The sequence below is a fragment of the Pseudoxanthomonas sp. PXM02 genome (assembly GCF_014851805.1).
Lineage (GTDB): Bacteria > Pseudomonadota > Gammaproteobacteria > Xanthomonadales > Xanthomonadaceae > Pseudoxanthomonas_A.
The window spans coordinates 101,400-124,510 of record NZ_JACVAK010000003.1; the positions used below are offsets into that span (position 1 = coordinate 101,400).

The following is a 23,111-nucleotide window of genomic DNA, read 5'->3' on the forward strand; positions in this document are numbered from 1 at the left end:
CAAGTCCTACGCAAGACCACGACGGCGCCCGAGGGCGCCGTCGCCGTATGCGGCCTACGCTGGCCTCATGCTCAACGATGACCTGATTGCACTGGCCCGGCTGGTGCTGGCGGGCGGCCCTGTCCTGGCCCGCCGGCGCCTGCTGGAGCGATGCGGCTCGCCTGCCGCCGCCCTCGCCGCCGGTACCGATGCCTGGCGGGAAGACGGACTGGATGGCTCGCAGATCGCACGTCTGCGAGGCGGCGATGCCGACGGCGCGCTGGCCCGCACCGAGCGCTGGCTGCAGGCACCGGGACACCACCTGGTCGGTTGGCACGACGCCGACTACCCGGCGCCGCTGCGCGCGATGTCCAGCCCACCCTTGGCCCTGTTCGTGGACGGCGATCCCGGGCTGCTCTGGCGGCCCGCCGTCGCCATTGTCGGCAGCCGGACGCCGACCAGCGGTGGCCGCGACAACGCCCACTACTTCGCACGCTCCCTCGCGTCGGCAGGCATCGTCGTGGTCAGCGGCATGGCGCGAGGCATCGACGCAGTGGCGCACGAAGCGGCGCTGGCCGTGGGCAGCGGCACCACGGTGGCCGTGGTCGGCACCGGCCCTGATGTCACCTATCCGCCTGCACATGACCGCCTGCGCGACCGGCTGGCTGCACAGGGCGCGGTGGTCAGCGAACATCCACCCGGCACGCCTGCGTTGCGCAGCCACTTTCCTGCCCGCAACCGGATCCTGGCCGGATTGACCCTGGGTACGCTGGTCGTCGAAGCGGCGGAGCAGTCCGGGGCGCTGATCACCGCCCGCCAGGCAGGCGAGGCAGGACGCGAAGTCTTCGCCGTCCCCGGCTCGATCCATAACCCGAAAGCGCGCGGCTGCCACCGCTTGATCCGCGACGGTGCCGCCCTGGTGGAGGAGCCGCGGGAAGTCGTCGACGCGCTCGCGCATCTGGCTGCCGACTTGGCCGACGCCCTGCGTGCACGGTTGGGCGAGGCTGAATCGGGGGTGATCGCAGGCCCGGGCGAGACGCCCTTCCGCCAGGACCGTGACTACCAGTGCTTGTGGGAAGCACTCGGTCATGACCCAACAGGTATGGATCAACTCGTCTCACGAACCGGATTGACGGCCGCGGAACTGTCCTCCATGCTGCTGGTCATGGAACTGGATGGCTTAGTAACGGCGGAACACGGCCGATACCAGAGAAAGACCGGTTTCTTCACCTCCACAGCGTCGATGACGCAGGCCGAGGGGCAATGAAAGAGAGCATCCTGGACGTACTGCTGTACCTGTTTGAACACTACTTCACCGAAGACGCGGACCCTGTCCGCGACCGCGACTCTCTCCAGAACGGCCTGATCCAGGCCGGCTTCAGCCCCACCGAGATCAGCAAGGCCTTCGACTGGCTGGACGCCCTGGCGGACCAGCGTCCCGCCGCGTCCGCGCCGCGCGTCGGCGGCCCGACCCGCGTCTTCCACGGGCCGGAGCTCGAGAAGCTGGACGTCGAGTGCCGCGGCTTCCTGCTGTTCCTGGAGCAGCACGGCGTGCTGGACGCCGACCAGCGCGAGCTGGTGCTGGACCGCGCGATGGCCCTGGACCAGGACGAGCTGGACCTGGACGACCTCAAGTGGGTCGTACTGATGGTGCTGTTCAACCAGCCTGGCTCGGAAGCCGCCTATGCATGGATGGAAACCCAGATGTTTGCCGACGAGCCCGAGCCGGTACACTGAGGCGTTGATCCGCTTCAGGGGGAAGCATGTCGGGTTGGTATTACGCCGACCGGAACCGTGAGCAGCACGGTCCGGTCTCGTCGGATGAACTGGTCACCCACTATCGTTTCGGACGTGTTGCGCTGGACAGCCTGGTCTGGCGCGAAGGCATGGCGCAGTGGCAGCCGCTGCGCGACTTCGCCGACGAAATCGGCCTGAATCCCTCCCCTGCGGAAACGGCCACCTTGCCGCCGCCGGTCCCCCGCGCCGCGCCGGCTCCCACCGCCACCGCGGGGCCGCACGACCGCCTGTTGCGCGAGCCTGTCGCGCCCGCCGCGAAACCCCGCATGTCCGGCGGCAAGATCGCGCTGATCGTCGCTGCCGTGCTGCTGGTGCCCTGCCTGGGCATCGGCGCCATCCTCGCCGCGATCTCCATTCCCGCGTACAACGATTACGTGGTGCGTTCCAAGGTGTCCCAGGCCATCGCCGAGAGCCAGCCGCTCAAGCTGCAGGTGGAAGCGATCCGCACCGGCGAAGGGCGCTGCCCGGGCAATGGCGAGGACGGCATCGGGACACCCGAGAGCTACGCAGGCACCTACATCACGCGCGCAACCGTCGGCGAATTCGACGACGGCACCTGCGGGTTCGAACTGGAATTCGGCAACACGGGCAATACCGAGATCGACGGCGGGAAACTGTGGTGGGATCTCGGCAGCGACAACAGCGAGTGGAACTGCTCGTCGGAAATCGCCGACAAGTGGCTGCCCGTCGACTGTCGCGGTTGAACAACGTCAGCGTGGCGACGCGGGCCACGCTTTTCACCGGGGAATGACGCAATGACGCAATGGTATTACGCCGATGCCAGCGGGCAGCGGCAGGGGCCGTTCTCGGCCGAGGAAATGGAAAGCCACGTGCGTCATGCACACCTGGGTACGGCCACGCTGGTGTGGCGGGAAGGCCTGCCGGACTGGCAGCCGCTGTCCACGGTCGCGGAAGAGCTGAACCTGCAGTTCGATGCACCGGCAACGCCCGTTGCGGACGTCGCGGTGCCAAGCGCCGACGCGCCTTACACGCCGCCGACGGCAGACCTCGCCACGTTCCAGCCGGTCGTGGCCGGCCCGGTCGTGCAGGCGGGCCTGTGGAAGCGCTTCGCCGCCAGCTTCCTGGACGGCATCGTCACCACCATCATCAGCTATGCGCTGATGATCCCGCTGATGCTGATCGGCGTCAGCATCATGGGCGTGGGCGGTTCCGACAATCCCTTCGCCGCCGGCGCGGGCATCGCCTCGATGCTGGCCATCTATCCGATCCTGTTCCTGGCGCCCTGCGTCTACTTCGGCTGGATGCAGTCCTCGTCGCTGCAGGCCAGCCTGGGCAAGCTGGCGGTGGGCATCAAGGTCGTACGTACCGACGGCCAGCGCACGGGGTTCTGGCGCGGCTTCCTGCGCTCGCTGGCCTATCTGGTCTTCAGCATGATCACCTGCGGCCTGGGCGTGCTGATCTCCGGCCTGATGGTGGCGTTCACCGAGCGCAAGCAGGCGCCGCACGACATGCTGTGCGACACGCTGGTGGTGGACAAGTGGGCGTTCACCTCGTTCCCCGAGCGGCAGCGCGATGAGCTGGGCGTGGTCACCATCGTGATCCTGGTCCTCGCCGGTCTGGCCATCCTCGGCACCCTTGCGATCTATGGGGTGATGGGCGCCATGCTGATGAAGGACCTGTCATGACGCAGTGGTACTACGTTGACGCCGAGCAGCAGCGCCATGGCCCGGTCGACGCCGGCGCGATGGGCGAACTTTTCCGCAACGGCACGTTGAGCCGCGCCTCGCTGGTCTGGCGCGAGGGCATGCAGCAGTGGACCGCGCTGGTCAACGTCGCGCCGGAACTGCGGCTGGACATGACCCCACCGCCGCCCGCGCCGGAAGCGCCCGACGCGCCGCCGGTGATCGAGGTGAAGGAAGAGCGTCCGCTCACCGGCCGTGCCGTGTTCACCGCCAGCGAACCCACCTACACCGCACCCGCGCCGATCGTGCGTGCCGCGCAGACCGATTCGCCTTACGCGGCGCCGCAGGCCGATATCGGCGCCTATGGCTATGCCACGCCGGTGCGCGCGGGGCACGTGGTGTACGCCGGCTTCTGGAAGCGCGTGGCGGCCAGCCTCATCGACGTCTTCGCCATCGGGATCCCGCTGTCGATCCTGCTGGTGATCCTGGGCGAACTGTTTGGCTGGGAAAGCAGCTTCAGCAATATCGAATCGTCCCAACCGTTCAACGCCCTCGAAACGCTGGTGTCCTACCCGCTGACGGCGGCGATCTACGCCTGGTTCCACTCCAGTGCGGGCCTGATGGCGACACCCGGCAAGCTCGCCATCGGCATCAAGGTGGTGCGTACCGACGGCGAGAAGATCAGCTTCCTGCGCGGCTTCGGTCGCTACTTTGCCTACATCCTCAGCACGCTGCTCCTGTTCGTCGGCCTGGTCATGGCCGCCTTCACTGCCCGCAAGCAGGGCCTGCACGATTTCATGTGCGACACGCTGGTGGTGGACAAGTGGGCCTTCACCTCGCAGCCCGAGCGCCAGCGTGACGAACTGGGGGGCGTGGCCACGGCCGTGCTGGTGATCGGCGGCCTGCTGACCGTCGGCGCGCTGATCCTGCTGCTGGTGGCCTTCGGCACGCTCCTGTCCATGGCCCGCTGACACCGCCTGCCAGGCGTGACCGGCGTCCCGGCCTCATGCCGGGCCCGGATGCTCCTGCTTGACAGGCCGGGTCCGGCCATGACACCACTATAAAAAGGAAAACTGAACGCCCGGGGCCCCCGCCCCGGGCGTCCGCTTCTCTGGCGCCCGCGTCCCGGGCACCCTAGCCGACCCTGCCGGCCCACCCGAACTCCCCTGAACCCCTGACATGCCCAAGCACCTGCTCATCGTCGAGTCGCCCGCCAAGGCCAAGACGATCAACAAATACCTCGGCAAGGACTTCACCGTCCTGGCGTCCTACGGCCACGTCCGTGACCTGGTGCCGAAGGAGGGGGCGGTGGATCCGGACAACGGGTTCGCCATGCGCTACGACCTGATCGACAAGAACGAGAAGCACGTCGATGCGATCGCCAAGGCCGCCAAGGGCGCCGACGACATCTTCCTGGCGACCGACCCGGACCGCGAAGGCGAGGCGATCAGCTGGCATATCGCGGAGATCCTGAAGGAGCGCGGCCTGCTGAAGGACAAGCCACTGCACCGCGTGGTGTTCACCGAGATCACCCCGCGTGCGATCAAGGAAGCGATGACCCAGCCGCGCCAGATCGCCGGCGACCTGGTCGACGCCCAGCAGGCGCGCCGCGCGCTGGACTACCTGGTCGGCTTCAACCTGTCGCCGGTGCTGTGGCGCAAGGTGCAGCGCGGCCTGTCCGCCGGCCGCGTGCAGTCGCCGGCGCTGCGCATGATCGTCGAGCGCGAGGAAGAGATCGAAGCCTTCATCGCCCGCGAGTACTGGAGCATCGAGGCCGAGTGCGCGCATCCGCGCCAGTCCTTCACCGCCAAGCTGACGAAGCTGGACGGCCAGAAGTTCGAACAGTTCACCGTCACCGACGGCGACACCGCCGAAGCCGCGCGCCTGCGCATCCAGCAGGCCGCACAGGGCACGCTGCACGTCACCGACGTGACCAGCAAGGAGCGCAAGCGCCGTCCCGCGCCGCCGTTCACCACCTCCACGCTGCAGCAGGAAGCCTCGCGCAAGCTCGGCTTCACCACCCGCAAGACCATGCAGGTCGCGCAGAAACTGTACGAAGGCGTGGCCATCGGCGACGAAGGCACCGTCGGCCTGATCAGCTACATGCGTACCGACTCGGTCAGCCTGTCGCAGGACGCACTGGCGGAGATCCGCGACGTCATCGCCCGTGACTACGGCGTGCAGGCGCTGCCCGACAAGCCGAACGTCTACGTCACCAAATCCAAGAACGCGCAGGAAGCGCACGAGGCCGTGCGCCCGACCAGTGCACTGCGCACGCCCGCGCAGGTCGCCAAGTACCTGAGCGACGACGAGCGCAAGCTCTACGACCTGATCTGGAAGCGCGCCGTCGCCTGCCAGATGGTGCCGGCCACGCTGAACACCGTCAGCGTCGACCTCGCCGCCGGCAGCCAGCACAGTTTCCGCGCCAGCGGCACCACCGTGGTCGATCCCGGCTTCCTGGCCGTGTACGAAGAAGGCAAGGACCAGAAGAACGCCGAGGACGACGACGAAGGCCGCAAGCTGCCGCCGATGAAGCCCGGCGACAGCGTGCCGCTGGACCGCATCCACGCCGACCAGCATTTCACCCAGCCGCCGCCGCGCTTCACCGAAGCGGCGCTGGTGAAGGCGCTGGAGGAATACGGCATCGGCCGTCCCTCCACCTACGCCTCGATCATCCAGACGCTGATCTTCCGCAAGTACGTGGAAATGGAAGGCCGCGCCTTCAAGCCCAGCGATGTCGGCCGCGCCGTCAGCAAGTTCCTGTCCGGCCACTTCACCCAGTACGTGGACTACGACTTCACCGCCAAGCTGGAAGACGAGCTCGACGCCGTCTCCCGCGGCGAGGAGGAGTGGGTGCCGCTGATGGAGAAGTTCTGGGGCCCGTTCAAGGAGCTGGTGGACGAGAAGGCGGAGACCGTCGACCGCAGCGAAGCCACCGGCGCGCGCGAACTCGGTACCGATCCCAAGTCCGGCAAGCCGGTCAGCGTGCGCCTCGGCCGTTACGGGCCGTACGCGCAGATCGGCGACAAGGACACTGACGAGAAGCTGGAGTTCGCGTCGCTGCGTCCCGGCCAGTCGATGCATACCATCACCCTGGAAGACGCGCTGGAGCTGTTCAAGCTGCCGCGCAAATTGGGCCAGGACAAGGACGAAGAGGTCAGCGTCGGCATCGGCCGCTTCGGCCCGTTCGCCAAGCGCGGCAGCACCTACGCCTCGCTGAAGAAGGAAGACGATCCGTACACGATCGACCTGGCGCGCGCGGTGTTCCTGATCGAAGAGAAGGAAGAGATCGCGCGCAACCGCATCATCAAGGAATTCGACGGCAGCGACATCCAGGTGCTGAACGGCCGCTTCGGCCCGTACATCAGCGACGGCAAACTCAACGGCAAGATCCCGAAGGACCGCGAGCCGGCCTCGCTGACGTTCGAGGAAGTGCAGAAGCTGCTGGAAGAAACCGGCAAGCCGGTGCGCAAGGGCTTCGGCAAGAAGACCGCGACCAAGAAAGCCGCGGTGAAGAAGGAAGCCGCGGTGAAGAAGGAAGCCGCGCCAAAGAAGGAAGCCGCCAAGAAAGCGCCGGCCAAGAAGGCGGCGAAGAAGGCGACCAAGAAAACGGCAGCGAAGAAAACCGCCACCAAGAAAGCCGCGACCAAGAAGACCGCGGTGAAAAAGGCCACCAAGCCGGCGGCCGACGACGACGCGCCGTTCTGACCTGCTCGAAGGACCCGGGCGATGCCGATCGAAAGGACCATCGAGGAAGCAGCGGAAACCATCCGTAGCGGCGGCGTTGTCGCTTACCCCACCGAAGCCGTGTGGGGACTGGGCTGCGATCCGTTCGACGAGGGCGCCGTGCACCGCCTGCTGGCGATCAAGCAGCGCCCCGTCGACAAGGGGCTGATCCTGATCGCCGCCACGCTGGAACAGCTCAAGCCGTTGATCGACGTGTCCGCCGTGCCGACCGAGCGCCTGACCGAGGTGCTGTCCAGCTGGCCCGGCCCGCATACCTGGATCATGCCCGCCACCGCGCAGGCACCGCGCTGGATCACCGGCGCGCACCGCGGCATCGCCGTACGGGTCAGCCAGCATCCCATCGTCGTTGGGCTGTGCCAGGCCTATGGCGGCGCGCTGGTGTCCACCAGCGCCAACCTCAGCGGCCAGCCGGCCGTCAGCGAGCAGGCCGCGCTGGATCCCGCCCTGCTGGCCCGTGTCGACGCCGTGGTGCCAGGCGCCACCGGCGGCCTGGATCGCCCCACCGTCATCCGGGATGCGCTGACCGGCCAGTCGCTGCGTGACTGACGGCCATACGGGCCGCGCCATCGCCTTCCCATCCCCTGCCCCGGCGCGCACCATGGGACCATGCGTCCCGTCCTGCCCCTGCTGCTGGTCCTGCTGCTGGTCCTGCTGACGGCCGCGCCGTCCGCAGCGCGCGCGCAGGCACCGTCCGCCGCCCAGGTGACCATCTACCGCTGCGTGGCCGCCAACGGCACCGTCGCCCTGCGCGACTCGCCCTGCCTGAAAGGCGAGAAGCAGGAAGTCCGCGCGATGCAGCGCCCGCAGGATCCGCCGGCTCGCCCCGCCGCCGTCGCACCGGCGCCCGCACCGCAAGCCGCGCCCGATCCGCCCTCCACGCGCGTCGTCTACCTCAGCCCGCCCAAGCCGATGTACGAATGCACCACGCCGGAAGGGCAGACCTATACCAGCGACAACGACGACGGCAATCCGCGCTGGGTACCGTATGGCGGGGTCTATTCCGGTTATCCGGTGTATCCCCGCAGCGGCGGCAGCGTGTCGGGCAACGTGTCGATCGGCAACGGGAATCTGTCGTTCGGGAGCGGTGATCGCCGCCCGCGTCCTCCCGGCGGCGGCGGGCATCACCCCGGTACCGGCCCGGTCTTCGTTCCCGGTGGCGCGTGGGTGCGCGATACCTGCCATCCGCTGCCACAGGAAGAAGTCTGCGCGCGCCTGTCTGACCGCCGCTACGAAATCCTGCGCCGCTACGGCGCTGCGCTGCCCAGCGAACGCCGCACGCTAGACTTGGAACAGCGCGGCATCGACGCGCGTCTCGCCAACGACTGCAGGTAATGATGAGTTCCCCCGTACGTTCCTTCGCACGCCTGCTGCTCGCGCTGTCCTGCAGCAGCCTCGGTATCGCCACGGCGAATGCCGAAGTCACCATCTACCGCTGCACCGATGCCAGCGGTGCGCTGACGCTGCAGAACTCGCCGTGCCCCAAGGGCATGAAGCAGGAAGCACGCACCATGCAGGGCGTGAACACCGTGCCGATGGCGCCGGGCGCAGCAGGTACCGCCGCACCGTCAGCACCCACGCCCCCCGCCACCGCACCGACCTCCACGCCCACCGAAGCACCGACGACGAAGGCACAGCCGCCGGCGACGCCGTCCGCGGTGCCCGACGCCCGCTGGCTTCCGCCGCCGGTGCTGTTCCAGTGCACCACCTACGACAAGGGCGGCTACGTCACCGAAGATCCGGAACCGGCCTCGCGTTGCGTCGCCTTGCGCACCGTCGGCCTGGATGGCAATCCGCAGTCCGGCGCCGGCGAGGCGTGTGAAGTGGTGCGCGACACCTGCGCCCGCGTGCCGGACGGCGCGCTGTGCGATGCATGGAAGAAGCGCCGCGACGAAACCGAGGTCGCCTTCCGCTTCGCCCGTCCCGAGAACGTCGAGAAGAACCGCGGCGAGTACGAGCGCGTGGTGCGCATCCTCTCCGAAAGCAGCTGCGGGCAGTAACGCCGCCGGCGCTCAGCCCAGCGCGAGCGCCTGCAGCTGCCACGCCTCATGCAGGCGCCCCTGCATGCCGGCGACCAGCGCATGCATCAGCAGCAGGCGCGTGTCCGCCTCCGGAAGCGTCGCACGCAACATGCGCGCCGCCTCCATGCCATCGCGGTGATAGGCCGCCAGCACCCGCACCGCCAGCTCATCGCGGCCCGGTGCACGCGTGACGGGTTCATGGCCCAGCGCGCGCACCATCGCCTCGGCGGTGGACCACGTTGACCATGGGTTCTGTCCGGTCACCAGTCGGCCGTCGACCACGGTGGTGTCCACGTACATCGGGCCTTCCACGTAGCGGGCGCCCTTCTCCACCAGGCGATCCTGCAGCAGGTACGGAAAGCGATCGCGCGCATCCTTGATCAGGAACAGTTCTTCCGCATTGCTGAACCCCGCGACGCGACGGCCGCGCAGCAGCGGCGTGCCGTCGTCCAGTGCGACGTCCAGCAACGCGGCCGGTCCATGGCAGACCGCACCGATCACGCCGCCCGCTTGGTAGACCGTGCGGACGATGCGTTGCAGATCGGGATCGTTGGGGAAGTCGAACATCGTGCCCTTGCCGCCGACGAAGTAGACCGCCGCATACCGCGCCGGATACACATCGCGCAGCCGCAGGCTCGCCTCGAGTTTCGCGCGCGCCTCGGCGTCGTTGAGGAAGGCGTAGTCGGCGATCACCACGTCTTCTTCGTCCAGCCGCATCGGCGGTGAACCGCCCTGCGGGCTGGCGATGTCGACCTCGTAGCCGTTGGCACGGAACACGTAATACGCGCGCGACAGCTCGGTGAGTTCGAAGCCGGCCTTCTTCTTCCCGTCCGGGAAATGCGCCGTACTGGTCAGCACTGCCAGGATCTTCCCGCGCGTCGCCGGCATCGCATCGCGCATGAAGTCCAGATCCGCCACCGTGCTGTCCGCGCTCGCCGGCGGCTGGCTGTCCAGGTCCAGCGCCCGCACGTAGGCGACGCCGCCGATGCCGATCACCAGCACGAAGGCGGCGAACAGCATCAGTCCACATTTGATCCATTGCCGCATTGCAGGCGCCCCATATCCAAGAATGGGACGGAACCTACGCGACAGAGATCAAACGAACGTCAACAAGAGTGCGTGCGGGCGCGCGCTATGCCACACCGCGTGATGCGAGCTGGCGACCTCGTCAGGTCCCGGCGTTCGGTGCCGTGAACTGGAACACCAGCCAGAGTGCGTAGATGCAAACCCCCATGCCGAGGGCGGAGATGACGTATGACACGGCGACCCGACCCCGCCCCCGGAATCCCGCGAACAGCAGCGGCTTTCCGGCGATCCCGAAGCACATCGCGAAAACGCCCCCGCAGACCAGATAGACCGGCAGCGGCGGCGCTCCGCGCAGCGTAAGCGCGAACGTCGGAGCAACGACCAGGAAGATCGCTGCGCCTATACCTAGTTTCATCATGGTTTTCTTCATGGGCCCACCGAGCTCCGATGCGACGACGACGCTAGAACCCATACCGCAAGAACCCGCCATCCACCGCGATGCACTCGCCGGTGACGTAGCTGGACGCCGGCAGGCACAGGAAGGCGACCGCGCCTGCGACTTCCTCGGGCTCGCCGATGCGACGCATCGGGGTGCGCTCGATCACTTCCTCGTAGTAGTCCGCGTCCGACAGCGGGCCGGAGGTGCGGCGCGTGCGGATGTACCACGGCGCCACCGCGTTCACGCGCACGCCGTCCTCGGCCCACTCGGCGGCCAGGTTGCGGGTCAGCTGGTGCAGCGCGGCTTTCGTCATGCCGTAGGGCGCGCCGCTGCGCACCGCGGTGATGCCGGACACGCTGCCGACGTTGACGATGCACGAAGCCGCGTGGCGCGTGAGCAGCGGATGCGCATAGCGCGAAAGTTCGAACGCCGAGAACAGGTTGGTCTCGAAGATGCCGCGCCACTCGTCCTCGGTGTAGTCCACCGCGGCGCGGGTGACGTTGCCGCCGGCGTTGTTGACCAGGATGTTCAGGCCATCGCCATGGTCTTCCACCCAGTCGAGGATGGCGCGGCGGTCCTCGTCGTCGGCGACGTCGGCGGCCAGCGTGCCGATCTCGCGCTCGGGAAACTCCTCGCCCAGATCGGCGCGCGCCGCCTGCAACGCGTCCACGTCGCGCGCCACCATCAGCACGTCGGCGCCCAGATCCAGCAGCTCACGGGTGATCGCCAGCCCGATGCCCGCGCTCGCGCCAGTCACCAGTGCCCGTTGTCCGTCCAGCCGCCACCGCATCGCACTCATCCGTTCCGGTTCCTCGCGCCGCCCCGCAGCGTGTCGACCCCCAGCATGCATGATCGGGCGATGCCCGACCATCCACGCTACCAGTCGATGCGCAGGCCTGCCTGCGCGGCGCGCGCATCGGCATCGCCGCCCTCCCGGCGATGGTAGGCGGCGAACAGCGAGAGATGTCTGCCCAGGCGCAGATCCGCCGCGATACCGATCTCGGCCGTGGTGGCGGCCTCGGTGGCGCCATGGATGCGCATCGGGTCGTCGGGCATGTCCACGAAAGCCACCGGCAGCGACCGTGCACGACCCGACCGTACCGAGTACCAGCGTGCGCGCAGATCCACCCGCAAGCCGCGTCCTTCGGCCCAGGTCCATTCGTGCGCCCCGCGGAATCCCATCCAGGCGCGCACGCGTCGCGTGGTGTGCCCGGGTGCCGCGAGCGCCACGCCGCCGGACTCGGCGAAGGCATCGGTCTCCGCCTCCACCGCCTCCAGGCCCGCGTGCGGATTGGCCGACCAGCCGCCGTGGCGCCAGCGCGCGCCGAGCTCCAGCGCGGCCGTCGTCACGTCCACGTCGTAACGCGCGAGGGAGACGCCGCCCAAGCCGTCGTCGCCATGCCGCGTGGCCACATGGCCGCGGCCGCCGGCCAGCGCCAGTTGTGCGTACGCAACGGAGCCCTGGTAGCCCGCCTGCAACGCGGCCTGGGTCAGCTCCACCGCCGAGCGCTCCGATGCGGCGGCGATCTCCAAGTGTCCTTGGGTCTGGTCGAGCGCGCCCCCCAGCCACCAGTTGCCCGCCGGCGTGAACCATCCGCCCAGGCTGGCGCCCGATCGTGCCGCGCGATAGCCGGGAATTCCTCCGCTGGCCGACAGGTCGCTGCGCATCGCGTGGCCCTGGACCCACGCGGCCGCGCGTCCGGTGCGCGCTTCCACGTCGAGCAACCGCGTGGCCAGGTCGGCGCCGGCACCGATCGCCTCGCCCTGCGCCGCCGTGTGCACGGTGCCGATGCGCATCAGCGTACCGGTGACCTGGTAGTGCGTCAGGTTGAGGTAGTCCTCGTTGGTGAACGACGTCTCGATGGTCTCGATGATGGCGGTGGTATGGGTGTTGGTGTTGATCGTGCCGGGCGCGACCTCGAACTCCTCGTAGCTATCGCAGTTTGCGAACGCGCCATCGAAAGCCCCGTAGTTGGTGGCGCCGCTGACGCCGGTATCGAAGCAGCCGCCGCGTTCGCCGATGATGGCGATGTTGTTGGACGCATCACCGCTGGTGGTCTGCACCGTGGTCACGTAGCGCGGCGCGAGGGTCTCCACGGATGTCTCGGTGAAGCTGTCGAGGAACTCCTCGTAGGAATCGATCAGTTGCGGCGCGCCCCATCGCACCACGGCCGGCGCGCCGCGATCGTTGAAGCCGCGCAGCGATGTCGCTGCCGACAGCCCGGCCTGCACCATCGGATCATCGAAGGCGCGCCAGAACGTCTGGTCGTACAGCAGGTCGACCCCGTCCAGCGTCGCCGTCAGCCGCGTCTGGTAGCTGTCGTTGCGTCGCCCGTCGTACCGGTAGTCGTAGGTCAGGATTTCGCCCCAAGACGACGTGGTCGTCTGTTGCTGGGCATAGGCCGCCGGTGCAATACCGGCCAGCAGCATCGAAAGCGCCGCGACTTGCTTCATCGTCCACCCCTCCAGGCAGGAGCCCGCCGCATGGCATCCCCTTGAGCGCGGGCGGTCGGATAGTAGCCCAAGTCCGGCCCGCAACATGGGGTGTACGATGGCCCCGTGCCGCTTCCGGAGCACCCGCCATGACTGCCTTCCGCCGGTCCCTGTTCCTTCTGACATGCCTGGTCGTTGTAGCGCTCTGCACGGCCTGCCGCGCCCCCGAGCCACCCCCCACCGACAAACCGCCGGAGCCGCAGGCCGGTACGGACAGCGCGACCTCCTGATCCGCATCAGACCGACGGTGCGCGCGCCGTGTCGCGCGTGGCGGGCGCCACGATCGTCAAGGGAATGGGCGTGCGTCTGCGCGGCTTGCCCAGTGCGTTCTCCTCGGCCGCCAGCGACGGGCCCCAGAATGTCGCCAGGTCCGGACCGTCCGCCACGCGCGGCGCACCGAAGAAGAACTCGACGATCTCGCGGAACCACACCCGCCGCCCCATCTTCACGTACCAGCGCATACCGTGCAGCACGCGCTTGTCGGGGTGCAGCAGGCTGCGGTAAAGCGCTTTCGGCCGCAGCTGCAGGCAGACCTCGATCGCCTTGACCCACAGCAGTACCCGCCACGGCGGCACGCGGTTGGTCGCCAGCACCTGGTGCTTGTAGTCCCATCGGCGGACATCGGTCTGGATCACGCGCTGGCCCGCCACTTCGTCGTAGTACGGCGTCCATCGATGCGGTGTGACATAGAGCAGCTGGATCTGGTCCGGATCGTAGGACAGCAGGTGGCGGAGCGAGCGCCAGTAGTCCAGGTCGGTCTGTTCGTCGAAGCCGACCACGTACGTCGCCATCGAAATGATCCCGTGCTGGCGCAGCAGCTGGATCGCCTGGCGATCCTCGCTGGACGACGCGCCCTTGCGGATCGCATCGAGCGTGGCGTCGGAGTAGCTCTCGATCCCCAGCAGGAAGCGGATCACTCCGGCGCGCTTGTACAGCGGCAACAGGTCGGCATCGCGGACGATGTCGCCGGCACGGGTCGATCCCACCAGCGTCAGGTCGACGTTTTCCGCGACCAGTGCTTCCAGGAAGGCCTTCCATGCCTTGCGCGAACCGGTGGGAAGTTCGTCGGCGAAGTTGATCAGGCGCACGCCTTCTTCGCGATACAGACGGGCCAGCTCCCGGGCGAAAGCGACGGGATCGCGATGCCGCCACCGCGTCCAGAAACCGCGCTGTCCGCAGTAGCTGCACAGGTACGGACATCCGCGCGAGAACTGCACCACCACCGCACGCAGGTTGCCCCAATAGGAATAGCGCCGGTGGTCGATCAGTTCCCAGCCGATCCGGTACGCGTCCAGGTCGGTGATCATCTCGGCGGCGCCCGTGTCGCGGATCCCGCCATCGCGCCGGAACGCGAGGCCACCGATGTCGTCGACGTTCGCACGCCCCGCCAGCGCTTCCGCGAGCCGCAGCATGGTGCGCTCGCCTTCGCCGCGCACGATGTAGTCGAACGCCGGCTCCTGCGCCAACACGTCGCGCCAGTGGTACGTGGGGAAGACGCCGCCATAGACGATCGTCAGCGCAGGCAGCGCGTGCCGGAGCCGACGGACGATCTGCACGACGGTCGGATGCGCCGACGTGGAGCCGGAGTGCCCGATCAGCAGCACGTCGGGCGCGTTGGCCACTACCGCAGCGATGATCGCGTCGAGGCGCATCGGACCGAACTCGGCATCGAGCAGCTCGACATGGTGACCGGCATCGATCAGCGGTCCACCGACCGACAGCAGACCCAGCGGCGGCAGCTGCTCGCGCGGAACGCGGCTGCCGATCGCGGTGTGAGGCGGATTGAGCAGCAGGATGCGAAGCGCAGTGCTGGACACGTGGGTTCCTCGCGAAGGCCGGTGGTGGCCTACCTTCGCGGAGGACCTTGAGGCTTCCATGAAGTCGTGGTGAGGTGTGCGTGCGATGCGGGCAAAGGCCTTGCTCCGCCCGATCCACGCTGGCAACGCCAACAGGCTTGATGCAAGCTACCGCTCACTTGGCGCCGTGCCGCGGATGCCCCAGACAGCAGTCAGAAGATGCGGCATCAAGATATTCCCTACAGCGTGTTGTTGACGGAGACATTGCGACTTCTCCCGCGCTTTCTTCTGCTCATTCTGGTGCTGGCGCTTGCGTACGCCGTGGCCCATGTCGTGCTCGGCTACTCGAATGTCGCAGCGGTAGTGGTCGCACTCTTCTTTGCTCTGGTCTTCTTCGTGGCCCCGATGGCCGCGTCGTCAGGCCGCGCAAGACGTGGAGTGCGCCTGTTCACCCGGTCAGGCCTCAAGACGCTTCTGTTCTGCTTCGCGTGGGGCGGGATCGTGGTCGCCGGCTTCGTTGCAACACTGCAGGTGTGGCAAGGCATGGATGCGAGCGTCATGGACTATGCCGTGGCTATCGCGGCGGGCGGCGCATGCTGCGCGCTGATGGCGGCGATTCCGAGTCGCTAGTACGGCCCAGTCGCCCCTCAGGCAACCTTGCACAACGGCACTTCATTCGACCGCAGCGTCAACACGCGCACACCCGTCCGCGTCACCGCGACGGTATGTTCGAACTGCGCGGAAAGGCTGCCGTCGCGCGTGTAGACCGGCCATACATCCGGCTCCGCGCGCACCGCGGCCTTGCCCTGGTTGAGCATCGGTTCGATGGTGAACACCATGCCCGCTTCCAGCACCTGACCGCTGCCGGGCCGACCGTAGTGATGGACGTGCGGAGCTTCGTGCATCTCGCGGCCGATGCCGTGGCCGCCGTACTCCTTCACCACGCTGTAGCCCTGCGACCGAGCGTAGTGCGCGATGGCGTGGCCGACGTCGCCCAGGCGCGCGCCGGGACGCACGGCGGCGATCCCTTTCCACATGGCGTAGTACGCGGCCTGCACCAGACGACGTGCGGGGTATGCGACCTCACCGACCAGGTAGGTGGTGCTGGAGTCGGCGATATAGCCGTTCTTTTCCAGCGTGATGTCGAGATTGACGATCTGCCCGCTGCGCAGCACGTCGTCGTGCGACGGCATGCCGTGGCAGACCACGTTGTCGACGGACGCGTTGAGCACGTACGGGAAGTCGTACTGGCCTTTGCTCGCCGGCCGCGCGTGCAGCTCGTCGACGATCATGCGTTCGACTAGATCGTTGATCGTCATCGTGCTCATGCCTTCCAGCGTGAGCGTGCCGAGCCGGTCGAACACCGACGCCAGCAGCGCGCCGGCCTCCGCCATCAGCGCGAGTTCGGCCTCGGTCTTGATCACGTGTGGCCCGACCGCAACGGCGCCGGCTGCACGCCGGCCGCGCGCAGTTCGTTGGCGACGATGTCCTGGAAGCTCAGTTCCGGGTGCATCTCGCACAGCATGCCGACCTTGATCCAGAAGTTGGCCTGCGCGTTGATCGAGCGGTGGCTGACGGTGCAAGCGCGCCGCAACTGGTCGTGCAGTGCGTCGTCGATGTTGACGATGCCCATGGGGAGAATCCGGCGTAGAGGATATATGCATCATATACGATACGTATATTCTCCACCACACCACCCGCCCTTCAGCCGTGCTGGGCACCCGACGGCTGACCCCCAAAACGAAACGGGCCGCGCGGTTGCCCGCGCGGCCCGTCGATCAAACAGCGATGGCAGGAATCAGAACCCGCAGAAGCAGTACGCCAGGCTCTTCACCGGGGCGCCGTTGCGGTCGTTCACCGCTTCGTCGACGAAGCGCAGCTGCGCTTCCATCTCCGGCAGGCTGCGGGCCAGCAGCGCGCGGGCGAAGTCCGAATCCTTCAGCCATGCCGCACCGATCCGGCTACCGGCGAAGCCGCCCATGAACTGCGAGAACGGCGAGGACATCTTCTCGATGTAGCGCACGCGGTAGGCATCGGCGTCGCCCAGCTTGGCGCGCTTGGCGGCATCGGCCAGCGCGGCGTCCAGACCGGCCAGTTCGTCCACCAGGCCACGTTCCTTGGCCTGCGCACCGCTCCACACGCGTCCGCGGGCGACGGCGTCGATCTCTTCGACCGGCTTCTTGCGCGCCTCGGCGACCTTGCCGGTGAAGTCGGCATAGCCCTTGTCGATGACCGTCTGCAGGATCTGGCCGACAGCCGGGTCAAGCGGACGGGTGATGTCGAACGCGCCGGCGAAGCGGGTGGTGCCCACGCCGTCGGTACGCACGCCGATCTTTTCCAGCGTGCGCGGCACGGTGGGGATCAGGCCGAAGATGCCGATCGAACCGGTGATGGTGGACGGGTCGGCGTAGATGCGATCGGCGTTCATGCTGATCCAGTAGCCGCCGGACGCGGCCAGGTCGCCCATCGAGACGACCACCGGCTTGCCGGCCTTCTTCAGCGCGGCCACTTCGCGGCGGATCTGCTCGGAGGCGTACACGCCGCCGCCGGGAGAATCCACGCGCAGCACCACGGCCTTCACGTCATCGTCGTCGCGCGCCTCGCGCAGCAGCGCCGAGGTGGACAGGCCACCGACGCGGCCGGGCGGCTGGTCGCCGTCAGTGATTTCGCCTTCGGCCACGACCACGGCGACCTGCGGACGCTTGTCCAGCGGGTTCACGCGGCCGTCGAGATGGGTCAGGTAGCCGCCCAGGCCGATGGCGCGGAAACCGGTCTCGGAATCCTCGTCGGCCACGCCGCGCTCGATCAGCAGGTTCTCGACTTCTTCCTGCGTCTTCAGCCCGTCGACCAGCTTCTGCTGCAGGGCGTACTTGGCCAGGTCGCCACCAGCGGCGGCGATGCCTTCGGGCAGCGTGTCGATGCCGGCGGCCAGCGCTTCGGGCGTGGTCTTGCGGACCTTGGCGACGTCGGCCAGCAGGCGCTGCCACACATCGTTCATCCAGTAGAGGTCGGCTTCTTTGGCTTCCTTGGAGGCGGCGTCCAGCACGTAGGGTTCGGCGGCGGACTTGTACTCGCCCACCTTGAACAGGTGCACGTCCACGCCGAGCTTTTCCTGCAGGCCCTGGCGGTAGTACTGGCGGTAGCGGCCCAGGCCCTCGAGCACCATGCTGCCCATCGGGTCCAGGTAGACCTCGTCGGCCTGCGCGGCCAGCAGGTACTGCGTCTGGCTGAGGTTCTCGCCGAAGGCGACGATCTGCTTGCCGGAGGCGCGGAACTTGGCCAGCGCGGCGGCGACTTCACGCAGCGAGGCGTAGCCGGTGGGCTGCAGCTGGTCCACGCGCAGCAGCATGCGTTCGATCTTCTCGTCCTTCTGCGCCGCCTCGATGGCGCGCAGCAGGTCGCGCAACTGCACTTCCTCGGCGCTCTTGTCGCCGAACGCCTTGGCCAGCGCGCGGGTAGCGGGATCGGCGGTGAACTGCTCCACCAGGCGGCCTTCCGGCGCCAGCACGAAGGTGGTGCGCTCCATCATCGGCTTCACCCCGCCACTGCCGGCGGCGATGACGAACACGATGAAGAACAGGAACAGCAGCCCGAAGAAGATCAGGTTGAGGACCAGCTTGCGGGTGAAGTTCATCACGTCCCATAGGCCGACAAAGAAGGCGACGACCGGGCTGCGACGGGGTGCGGCGGGTGCGACTTGGCTCATGGAAAACTCCGGGAAACTGGGACCACTGTAGCGTGCGCGTGTGAGGCTTTCATGTTCCGTTGGTCACCGTGACCGCGGCGAGGGTCGCGCCGTCGGCCTGCCAGCGCCGGCTGCTGCGCTCGAAGCGCCAGCCCAGCAGCACCGCGGCGGCGGTCAGCCCGACGATCAGGCCCAGCCACATGCCCTGCGGGCCCCAGCCCAGGCCCAGGCCCAGTCCGGCGCCCAGCGGCATGCCCAGGCCCCAGTACGACACCACGGCCAGCCACATGGGCACGCGGGTGTCCTTCAACCCGCGCAGCGCACCGGCCGAGAGCACCTGGATGCCGTCGGGGAACTGGAACGCCGCGGCGAACAGCAGCAGCGTGCCGGCCAACGCGGCGACCGCCAGGTCGTCGGTGTACAGCGATACCACCAGGTCGTGGCCCAGCAGCAGGAACAGCGCCGAGACCGCCTGCGTGGCCAGCACGATGACGTAGCCCGCATGCGCGGCACGGCGGATGCCCAGCGTGTTGCCCGCGCCCACCGCATGGCCCACGCGCACGGTGGTGGCTTCGGCCACGCCCATCGGGATCATGAAGCACAGCGCCGAGACGTTGATGGCGATCTGGTGCGCGGCCGCCGGCGTGGCGCCCAGCCGTGCGATCAGCAGCGCGGTGACGATGAAGAGGCTGCCTTCCATCAACACGGTGATGCCGATCGGCAGGCCGGTGCGCAGCAGTTGCATGATCGGCGCGCGGCGCGGCGGATCGAAGTGCGCGAACAACTGCAGGTCGGCGAAGCGACGCGCGCGCGTCAGGTAGATCGCGAACGCGATGGCCTGCATCCACATGGTCAGCGCCGAGGCGATGCCCAGCCCGCCCGCGCCCATCTCCGGGAAGCCGAACTTGCCGAACGCCAGCACGTAACCCACCGGCGCCAGCACCAGCAGGCCGCCGAAGCCGAGGATCATGGTGGGCAGCGTCCAGTGCGTCCCCTCGCTGAGGTAGCGCATGCAGAAGTAGAACGTCAGCGCCGGCACGCCCCAGCGGATGCCGTGCAGGAACGCGGTGGCGCCGGGGATGATGTCGGGCGCGATGCCGAATGCCGCCAGCGCGTACGGCGCCACGCTGAGGAAGGCGAACATCAGCAGGCCCAGGCCCAGCGACAGCCATAGCGCCTGGCGGAACAGGGGCGCGATCTCGCTGCGGCGGTTGGCGCCGTCGAGCTGCGAAACCGAGGCGGTCAGCGAGATCAGCGTGCCGATCGGCACCATCATCGGCAGCCACAGCAGCGCCGTGCCCACGGTGACGGCCGCCAGCGTGGCGGTGGCATGGTGGCCGGCGATGACGTTGTCGACGAAGCCGATCAGGCCGGTGGAGACGTGACCCAGCACCAGCGGCAGGGCAAGCGTGGCCGTCGCACGCACTTCGTGGCCGAAGCGCGGGGTCGGGGAAGAGGAAACGGACATGGGATCAACCGCCGGACTGCGGCCGCGCGGATTCGCGCTGGCACCGGGTCACGGGAGGCCGGTATCTTACCCGCTCGCCCGCCGCGCCACCCGAACGCCCCATGACCCCATCGCACGATGCCGACGCCGTGCACGCCAGCGCGTGCGAGAACTGCAGGACGCCGCTGCAGGGCGGGTTCTGCCATGTCTGCGGCCAGAACGCCCACAGCCCATTGAAGAGCGTCGGGCATGCGGTGGAAGAGGTGTTCGAATCGTTCTGGCATCTGGACGGGCGCATCTTCCGCACCCTGCGCACGCTGCTCTCGCCCGGCAAGCTGGCCAACGCCTACCTGGCCGGCCATCGCGCGCCGTTCGTGGCACCGCTGCGGCTGTTCGTGATCCTCAGCGTGCTGACGTTCTTCGTGGCTAAGCTGACCCTGCACATCGGTGAAGTGACGCTGCCGGAGCCGCCGCCGACGGCCGACGGCACCACCAACCTGGTGGCCGCGCCAGACCAGTCGGGCATCGACTTCTCCAAGCAGACGACCGTCGAAGGCGTGATCAAGCAACGGGACGAAACGCTGAAGGGGCTGGTATCCGCACGCGCCGGCGTGCCCAGCGGCCTGGGTTTCGTGCGTGAGCGCATCGAAGACAACATCTACGCCACCCAACGACTCGCGCGCGAGCGCATCACCCAACTGCAGCCGGACCATCCGGCGCTGAAGCAACCGGACCGCTACCCGCAGGGCCAGCCGCTGCCGGCATTGCCGGAAAGCGCGGCGATCACCATCGGCGGCAAGCCGTTCGATGCCGAGACCAATCCGGTGCGCGTCAGCTGGCTGCCGGAGTTCGCCAACCGCTGGATCAACAAGAAGCTGGCACGCGGCGAAGAGAACATCCCCCGCCTGGCGAAGGATCCGGAACACTTCTTCACCCTGCTGATCGGCTCGGTGCCGTCGGCGCTGTTCGTGCTGGTGCCGGTGTTCGCGCTGCTGCTACGGCTGGCGTACATCGAAACCGGGCGCGTCTATCTCGAACACCTGGTGGTGGCGCTCTACAGCCACGCCTACCTGTGCCTGTGCATCCTGGTGTTCTGCCTGGTCCAGGCGCTCGGCAACCTGATCCCGCCCGGCAATTTCTGGCTGAAGATCCCGCAGTGGACGGCGCAGCTGGCGGTACTGGGCTGGATGCCGGTCTATCTGCTGTGGATGCAGCAGCGCGTGTACCGCCAGCATTTCATCGTGACGCTGCTGAAGTTCTCGGTGCTGGGCACGCTGTACTTCTTTATGCTGATGACGGCGATCGTGTTCCTGGTACTGACGACCTGGGTGAACGCCTAGCGATCGCGCTGCTGCCGTAGCCACGCGCTGCGCTGCGCATCAGGCACCGCCAGCAGTTCGCGGCGGAAGGCATCGCGATCCTGCGGCGGCAACCGCTGCGCGAGGGCGGCCAGGTCATCGCGCTGTTCGGCGTCCAGCCGGCGCAGCAACGCCAACAGGCCATCGCGTTCGCCGGGTGGTACGAAGGCGAACAGCGGCTGCAGGCGCGGCCAGTCGGCGCCGAGATCCGGCCCCAATCGCCAGCCTTGCCGCTGCATGCCGTCGAGAACGCTGAACTGGGTGCGCAGCGCAGCCTGATGTTCCGGCGGCAAGGCGGCGATCTCGGTGGCGGCAGCGCGCAACCGTGCACGCTGTATCTCGTCCAGCGCGCGCCAGGCGGCGTAGCGCGAACGACGGTCCTCGCGCTCCTGGCGCGGCAGGGCATCCCAGGTCAGGCGGCGCTGTTCCCACCCGGCCTGCGTGGCGGGCGACATCGCCGCCCAGCGCGCGGCGTTCTCCGCGTCCTGCGCGAACGACACCGCCATGCCGGCCACCAGGGCGGCGGCGCCGATCAGGGTCACGGCGACACCTCGCCGGAAATCAGCGCTGCGCATCGGTCGCTCCCGCGTCGGCATCGGCATGGGTGGCAGGTGCGGCGGCACCCGGTGCTGCGCCGGCACCGGCCACATACCAGGCCAGGAAATCCGCCTCGCGGGCGCGCGCCTCGTCGTCGGCATCGGCCAGCAACGCGAAGTCGGCATGCGCCGCCGGGGCGACGACGTCGTCCGCCCGCGTGGCGGGTGCGTCCGCAGGCGGCAGCGCGGCCGACGTCATCACCGGATCCGGTGGCAGCGCCGAGACGCCTTCCGCGTCGCTGGACGCGGCCGGTTGTGCCGAGGGCGTAGGCAACAGCGCCGGCCCGCGCCACCACCAGAGCCCCGCGCCTGCGGCGGCCAGCAGCAGGACCCCGATCAGCAGGATCCACGGCCAGCGGCGCGGTGCGCGGGTGGGGACGAACGTTGGCGTCTTCGCCGTCACGGGCGGCTGGCGGACGCCTGCCAGCGCGTCCTCGCGCAGGCGCGCGAGCGTAGCCAGCCGGTCGGCTGATAGTTCGCGCAGGTGCTGCTGGATGGCTTCGGCCAGGGCGCGCCAGGCACCGGCGTCCGGATGTCCCAGCGTGTCGCGCGGGCAGGCGCGCGCCAGTGCGTCGCGGTAGGCCGCCGCGTCGAGTCCGAGCACATCGGCCGCCTCGGCTTCCTGCAGGCCGCCGGCCAGCCGCAGCAGCAGCGCCGCGCGGTCCGCCGTGGCCGGTCGCGCCAGGGCGCCGAAGGCGTCGGACCAGCGCGCGGTGGGACCGTCGACGCGCAGCTGCGGCGTTGCCACCAGCAAGGCCCAGAAGCGGACCGGCCAGTCGGCCATCGGCAGGGCGGCGGCCTTGCCCCGGAACGCGCGCAGGGCGGCGGCGAGGGCGACGTCGCCCCGGTCGCGGTCGCCGCACTGCAGTTCGGCGAACACGGCGCCGCGGCGCTCGCATCCTTTCAGGAAGGCGGCAAGCGCGGCGGGTGGCGGGGACGCGGAGGTGTCGGAAGAAATCATCGTGGAACCGGTCGGAGATGCGTGGATCATAGTCACCCGGCGGGGCCGTACGGACGCTTGACAGGCGTTCGAAATCTGCTCTCCCCGGCGTAGCAAGGGTTTCCAAGAAAAACGTTGTGCACAGCG

General features: G+C 68.4%; 22 protein-coding genes. 11 read left to right on the forward strand and 11 right to left on the reverse strand.

The window, feature by feature from the left end; genetic code table 11:
- The first annotated feature begins 67 nt into the window (after positions 1-67).
- From dprA to IB225_RS14575, 9 genes are all read left to right on the forward strand, one after another.
- Positions 68-1,246, forward strand: a complete 1,179-nt coding sequence (gene dprA, locus IB225_RS14535; RefSeq protein ID WP_192311987.1) for a DNA-processing protein DprA — start codon at positions 68-70, stop codon at positions 1,244-1,246.
- Positions 1,243-1,716, forward strand: coding sequence for a DUF494 family protein (locus tag IB225_RS14540; protein WP_192311988.1), 474 nt, complete (start codon positions 1,243-1,245; stop codon positions 1,714-1,716). The genes dprA and IB225_RS14540 overlap by 4 nt, the downstream gene beginning before the upstream one ends.
- A 26-nt stretch (positions 1,717-1,742) precedes the next feature.
- Positions 1,743-2,480: a pilin gene (locus IB225_RS14545; protein WP_192311989.1), complete on the forward strand. Its 738-nt coding sequence runs from the start codon at positions 1,743-1,745 to the stop codon at positions 2,478-2,480.
- Positions 2,481-2,531: 51 nt separating this feature from the next.
- Complete coding sequence (locus tag IB225_RS14550; RefSeq protein ID WP_192311990.1) at positions 2,532-3,422, forward strand: RDD family protein; 891 nt, start codon at positions 2,532-2,534, stop codon at positions 3,420-3,422.
- Positions 3,419-4,390, forward strand: a complete 972-nt coding sequence (locus IB225_RS14555; protein ID WP_192311991.1) for an RDD family protein — start codon at positions 3,419-3,421, stop codon at positions 4,388-4,390. Before IB225_RS14550 ends, IB225_RS14555 begins: the two co-directional genes overlap by 4 nt.
- A 208-nt stretch (positions 4,391-4,598) precedes the next feature.
- Positions 4,599-7,127 (forward strand): DNA topoisomerase I, encoded by a 2,529-nt coding sequence (locus IB225_RS14560; RefSeq protein ID WP_192311992.1) that lies wholly within the window; start codon positions 4,599-4,601, stop codon positions 7,125-7,127.
- A 21-nt stretch (positions 7,128-7,148) separates the two neighbouring features.
- The gene (locus IB225_RS14565) at positions 7,149-7,712 is read left to right on the forward strand and encodes an L-threonylcarbamoyladenylate synthase (RefSeq protein ID WP_192311993.1); all 564 of its coding nucleotides are present in this window, start codon (positions 7,149-7,151) and stop codon (positions 7,710-7,712) included.
- 60 nt (positions 7,713-7,772) lie between these two features.
- The gene (locus tag IB225_RS14570; RefSeq protein WP_192311994.1) at positions 7,773-8,498 is read left to right on the forward strand and encodes a hypothetical protein; all 726 of its coding nucleotides are present in this window, start codon (positions 7,773-7,775) and stop codon (positions 8,496-8,498) included.
- 2 nt (positions 8,499-8,500) lie between these two features.
- Positions 8,501-9,163 (forward strand): DUF4124 domain-containing protein, encoded by a 663-nt coding sequence (locus IB225_RS14575; protein ID WP_225583894.1) that lies wholly within the window; start codon positions 8,501-8,503, stop codon positions 9,161-9,163.
- Positions 9,164-9,175: 12 nt separating this feature from the next.
- Here IB225_RS14575 and IB225_RS14580 read toward each other — a convergent pair whose 3' ends face one another.
- From IB225_RS14580 to bchE, 5 genes are all read right to left on the reverse strand, one after another.
- A complete protein-coding gene (locus IB225_RS14580) occupies positions 9,176-10,204 on the reverse strand; it encodes a type 1 glutamine amidotransferase domain-containing protein (protein ID WP_192311995.1) in 1,029 nt (342 codons plus the stop codon).
- 148 nt (positions 10,205-10,352) lie between these two features.
- On the reverse strand, positions 10,353-10,640 hold the full coding sequence (locus tag IB225_RS14585; protein ID WP_192311996.1) for a hypothetical protein: 288 nt from the start codon (positions 10,638-10,640) through the stop codon (positions 10,353-10,355).
- Between the two features lie 31 nt (positions 10,641-10,671).
- Positions 10,672-11,448 (reverse strand): SDR family oxidoreductase, encoded by a 777-nt coding sequence (locus IB225_RS14590; RefSeq protein WP_192311997.1) that lies wholly within the window; start codon positions 11,446-11,448, stop codon positions 10,672-10,674.
- 77 nt (positions 11,449-11,525) lie between these two features.
- Entirely contained in the window at positions 11,526-13,103 is a 1,578-nt protein-coding gene (locus IB225_RS14595) for an autotransporter outer membrane beta-barrel domain-containing protein (protein ID WP_192311998.1), read from the reverse strand.
- A 275-nt stretch (positions 13,104-13,378) separates the two neighbouring features.
- Positions 13,379-14,959 (reverse strand): magnesium-protoporphyrin IX monomethyl ester anaerobic oxidative cyclase, encoded by a 1,581-nt coding sequence (bchE, locus tag IB225_RS14600; RefSeq protein ID WP_345776628.1) that lies wholly within the window; start codon positions 14,957-14,959, stop codon positions 13,379-13,381.
- Positions 14,960-15,157: 198 nt separating this feature from the next.
- Here bchE and IB225_RS14605 point away from each other — a divergent pair, with 198 nt between their 5' ends.
- Positions 15,158-15,568, forward strand: coding sequence for a hypothetical protein (locus tag IB225_RS14605; RefSeq protein WP_192312000.1), 411 nt, complete (start codon positions 15,158-15,160; stop codon positions 15,566-15,568).
- A 17-nt stretch (positions 15,569-15,585) separates the two neighbouring features.
- On the opposite strand, the gene map is transcribed toward IB225_RS14605, so the two are convergent.
- From map to IB225_RS14625, 4 genes are all read right to left on the reverse strand, one after another.
- Positions 15,586-16,362, reverse strand: a complete 777-nt coding sequence (gene map / locus IB225_RS14610; protein WP_192312001.1) for a type I methionyl aminopeptidase — start codon at positions 16,360-16,362, stop codon at positions 15,586-15,588.
- Positions 16,359-16,571, reverse strand: a complete 213-nt coding sequence (locus tag IB225_RS14615; protein WP_192271138.1) for a ParD-like family protein — start codon at positions 16,569-16,571, stop codon at positions 16,359-16,361. The genes map and IB225_RS14615 overlap by 4 nt, the downstream gene beginning before the upstream one ends.
- Before the next feature lie 165 nt (positions 16,572-16,736).
- On the reverse strand, positions 16,737-18,644 hold the full coding sequence (gene sppA / locus IB225_RS14620) for a signal peptide peptidase SppA (RefSeq protein WP_192312002.1): 1,908 nt from the start codon (positions 18,642-18,644) through the stop codon (positions 16,737-16,739).
- A 49-nt stretch (positions 18,645-18,693) separates the two neighbouring features.
- Positions 18,694-20,091: an MATE family efflux transporter gene (locus IB225_RS14625; protein WP_192312003.1), complete on the reverse strand. Its 1,398-nt coding sequence runs from the start codon at positions 20,089-20,091 to the stop codon at positions 18,694-18,696.
- A gap of 101 nt (positions 20,092-20,192) precedes the next feature.
- Here IB225_RS14625 and IB225_RS14630 point away from each other — a divergent pair, with 101 nt between their 5' ends.
- Complete coding sequence (locus IB225_RS14630) at positions 20,193-21,410, forward strand: DUF3667 domain-containing protein (RefSeq protein WP_192312004.1); 1,218 nt, start codon at positions 20,193-20,195, stop codon at positions 21,408-21,410.
- Here IB225_RS14630 and IB225_RS14635 read toward each other — a convergent pair.
- Both IB225_RS14635 and IB225_RS14640 read right to left on the reverse strand, forming a co-directional pair.
- Positions 21,407-22,003 (reverse strand): DUF3106 domain-containing protein, encoded by a 597-nt coding sequence (locus IB225_RS14635; RefSeq protein ID WP_192312005.1) that lies wholly within the window; start codon positions 22,001-22,003, stop codon positions 21,407-21,409. The two genes, IB225_RS14630 and IB225_RS14635, sit on opposite strands and share 4 nt — an antisense overlap.
- Positions 21,990-22,985 carry a hypothetical protein gene (locus IB225_RS14640; RefSeq protein ID WP_192312006.1) on the reverse strand — a complete coding sequence of 332 codons (996 nt, stop codon included), beginning with the start codon at positions 22,983-22,985 and terminating at the stop codon, positions 21,990-21,992. Before IB225_RS14640 ends, IB225_RS14635 begins: the two co-directional genes overlap by 14 nt.
- Positions 22,986-23,111: the final 126 nt, after the last annotated feature.

What these genes read in the sequence shown, in the direction of transcription:
- dprA (WP_192311987.1), top strand. Translation starts at nt 68, where the DNA reads ATGCTCAACGATGACCTGATTGCACTGGCCCGGCTGGTGCTGGCGGGC.
- IB225_RS14540 (WP_192311988.1), top strand. Translation starts at nt 1,243, where the DNA reads ATGAAAGAGAGCATCCTGGACGTACTGCTGTACCTGTTTGAACACTAC.
- IB225_RS14545 (WP_192311989.1), top strand. Translation starts at nt 1,743, where the DNA reads ATGTCGGGTTGGTATTACGCCGACCGGAACCGTGAGCAGCACGGTCCG.
- IB225_RS14550 (WP_192311990.1), top strand. Translation starts at nt 2,532, where the DNA reads ATGACGCAATGGTATTACGCCGATGCCAGCGGGCAGCGGCAGGGGCCG.
- IB225_RS14555 (WP_192311991.1), top strand. Translation starts at nt 3,419, where the DNA reads ATGACGCAGTGGTACTACGTTGACGCCGAGCAGCAGCGCCATGGCCCG.
- IB225_RS14560 (WP_192311992.1), top strand. Translation starts at nt 4,599, where the DNA reads ATGCCCAAGCACCTGCTCATCGTCGAGTCGCCCGCCAAGGCCAAGACG.
- IB225_RS14565 (WP_192311993.1), top strand. Translation starts at nt 7,149, where the DNA reads ATGCCGATCGAAAGGACCATCGAGGAAGCAGCGGAAACCATCCGTAGC.
- IB225_RS14570 (WP_192311994.1), top strand. Translation starts at nt 7,773, where the DNA reads ATGCGTCCCGTCCTGCCCCTGCTGCTGGTCCTGCTGCTGGTCCTGCTG.
- IB225_RS14575 (WP_225583894.1), top strand. Translation starts at nt 8,501, where the DNA reads ATGAGTTCCCCCGTACGTTCCTTCGCACGCCTGCTGCTCGCGCTGTCC.
- IB225_RS14580 (WP_192311995.1), bottom strand. Translation starts at nt 10,204, where the DNA reads ATGCTGTTCGCCGCCTTCGTGCTGGTGATCGGCATCGGCGGCGTCGCC.
- IB225_RS14585 (WP_192311996.1), bottom strand. Translation starts at nt 10,640, where the DNA reads ATGAAGAAAACCATGATGAAACTAGGTATAGGCGCAGCGATCTTCCTG.
- IB225_RS14590 (WP_192311997.1), bottom strand. Translation starts at nt 11,448, where the DNA reads ATGAGTGCGATGCGGTGGCGGCTGGACGGACAACGGGCACTGGTGACT.
- IB225_RS14595 (WP_192311998.1), bottom strand. Translation starts at nt 13,103, where the DNA reads ATGAAGCAAGTCGCGGCGCTTTCGATGCTGCTGGCCGGTATTGCACCG.
- IB225_RS14605 (WP_192312000.1), top strand. Translation starts at nt 15,158, where the DNA reads ATGCGGCATCAAGATATTCCCTACAGCGTGTTGTTGACGGAGACATTG.
- IB225_RS14615 (WP_192271138.1), bottom strand. Translation starts at nt 16,571, where the DNA reads ATGGGCATCGTCAACATCGACGACGCACTGCACGACCAGTTGCGGCGC.
- sppA (WP_192312002.1), bottom strand. Translation starts at nt 18,644, where the DNA reads ATGAGCCAAGTCGCACCCGCCGCACCCCGTCGCAGCCCGGTCGTCGCC.
- IB225_RS14625 (WP_192312003.1), bottom strand. Translation starts at nt 20,091, where the DNA reads ATGTCCGTTTCCTCTTCCCCGACCCCGCGCTTCGGCCACGAAGTGCGT.
- IB225_RS14630 (WP_192312004.1), top strand. Translation starts at nt 20,193, where the DNA reads ATGACCCCATCGCACGATGCCGACGCCGTGCACGCCAGCGCGTGCGAG.
- IB225_RS14635 (WP_192312005.1), bottom strand. Translation starts at nt 22,003, where the DNA reads ATGCGCAGCGCTGATTTCCGGCGAGGTGTCGCCGTGACCCTGATCGGC.
- IB225_RS14640 (WP_192312006.1), bottom strand. Translation starts at nt 22,985, where the DNA reads ATGATTTCTTCCGACACCTCCGCGTCCCCGCCACCCGCCGCGCTTGCC.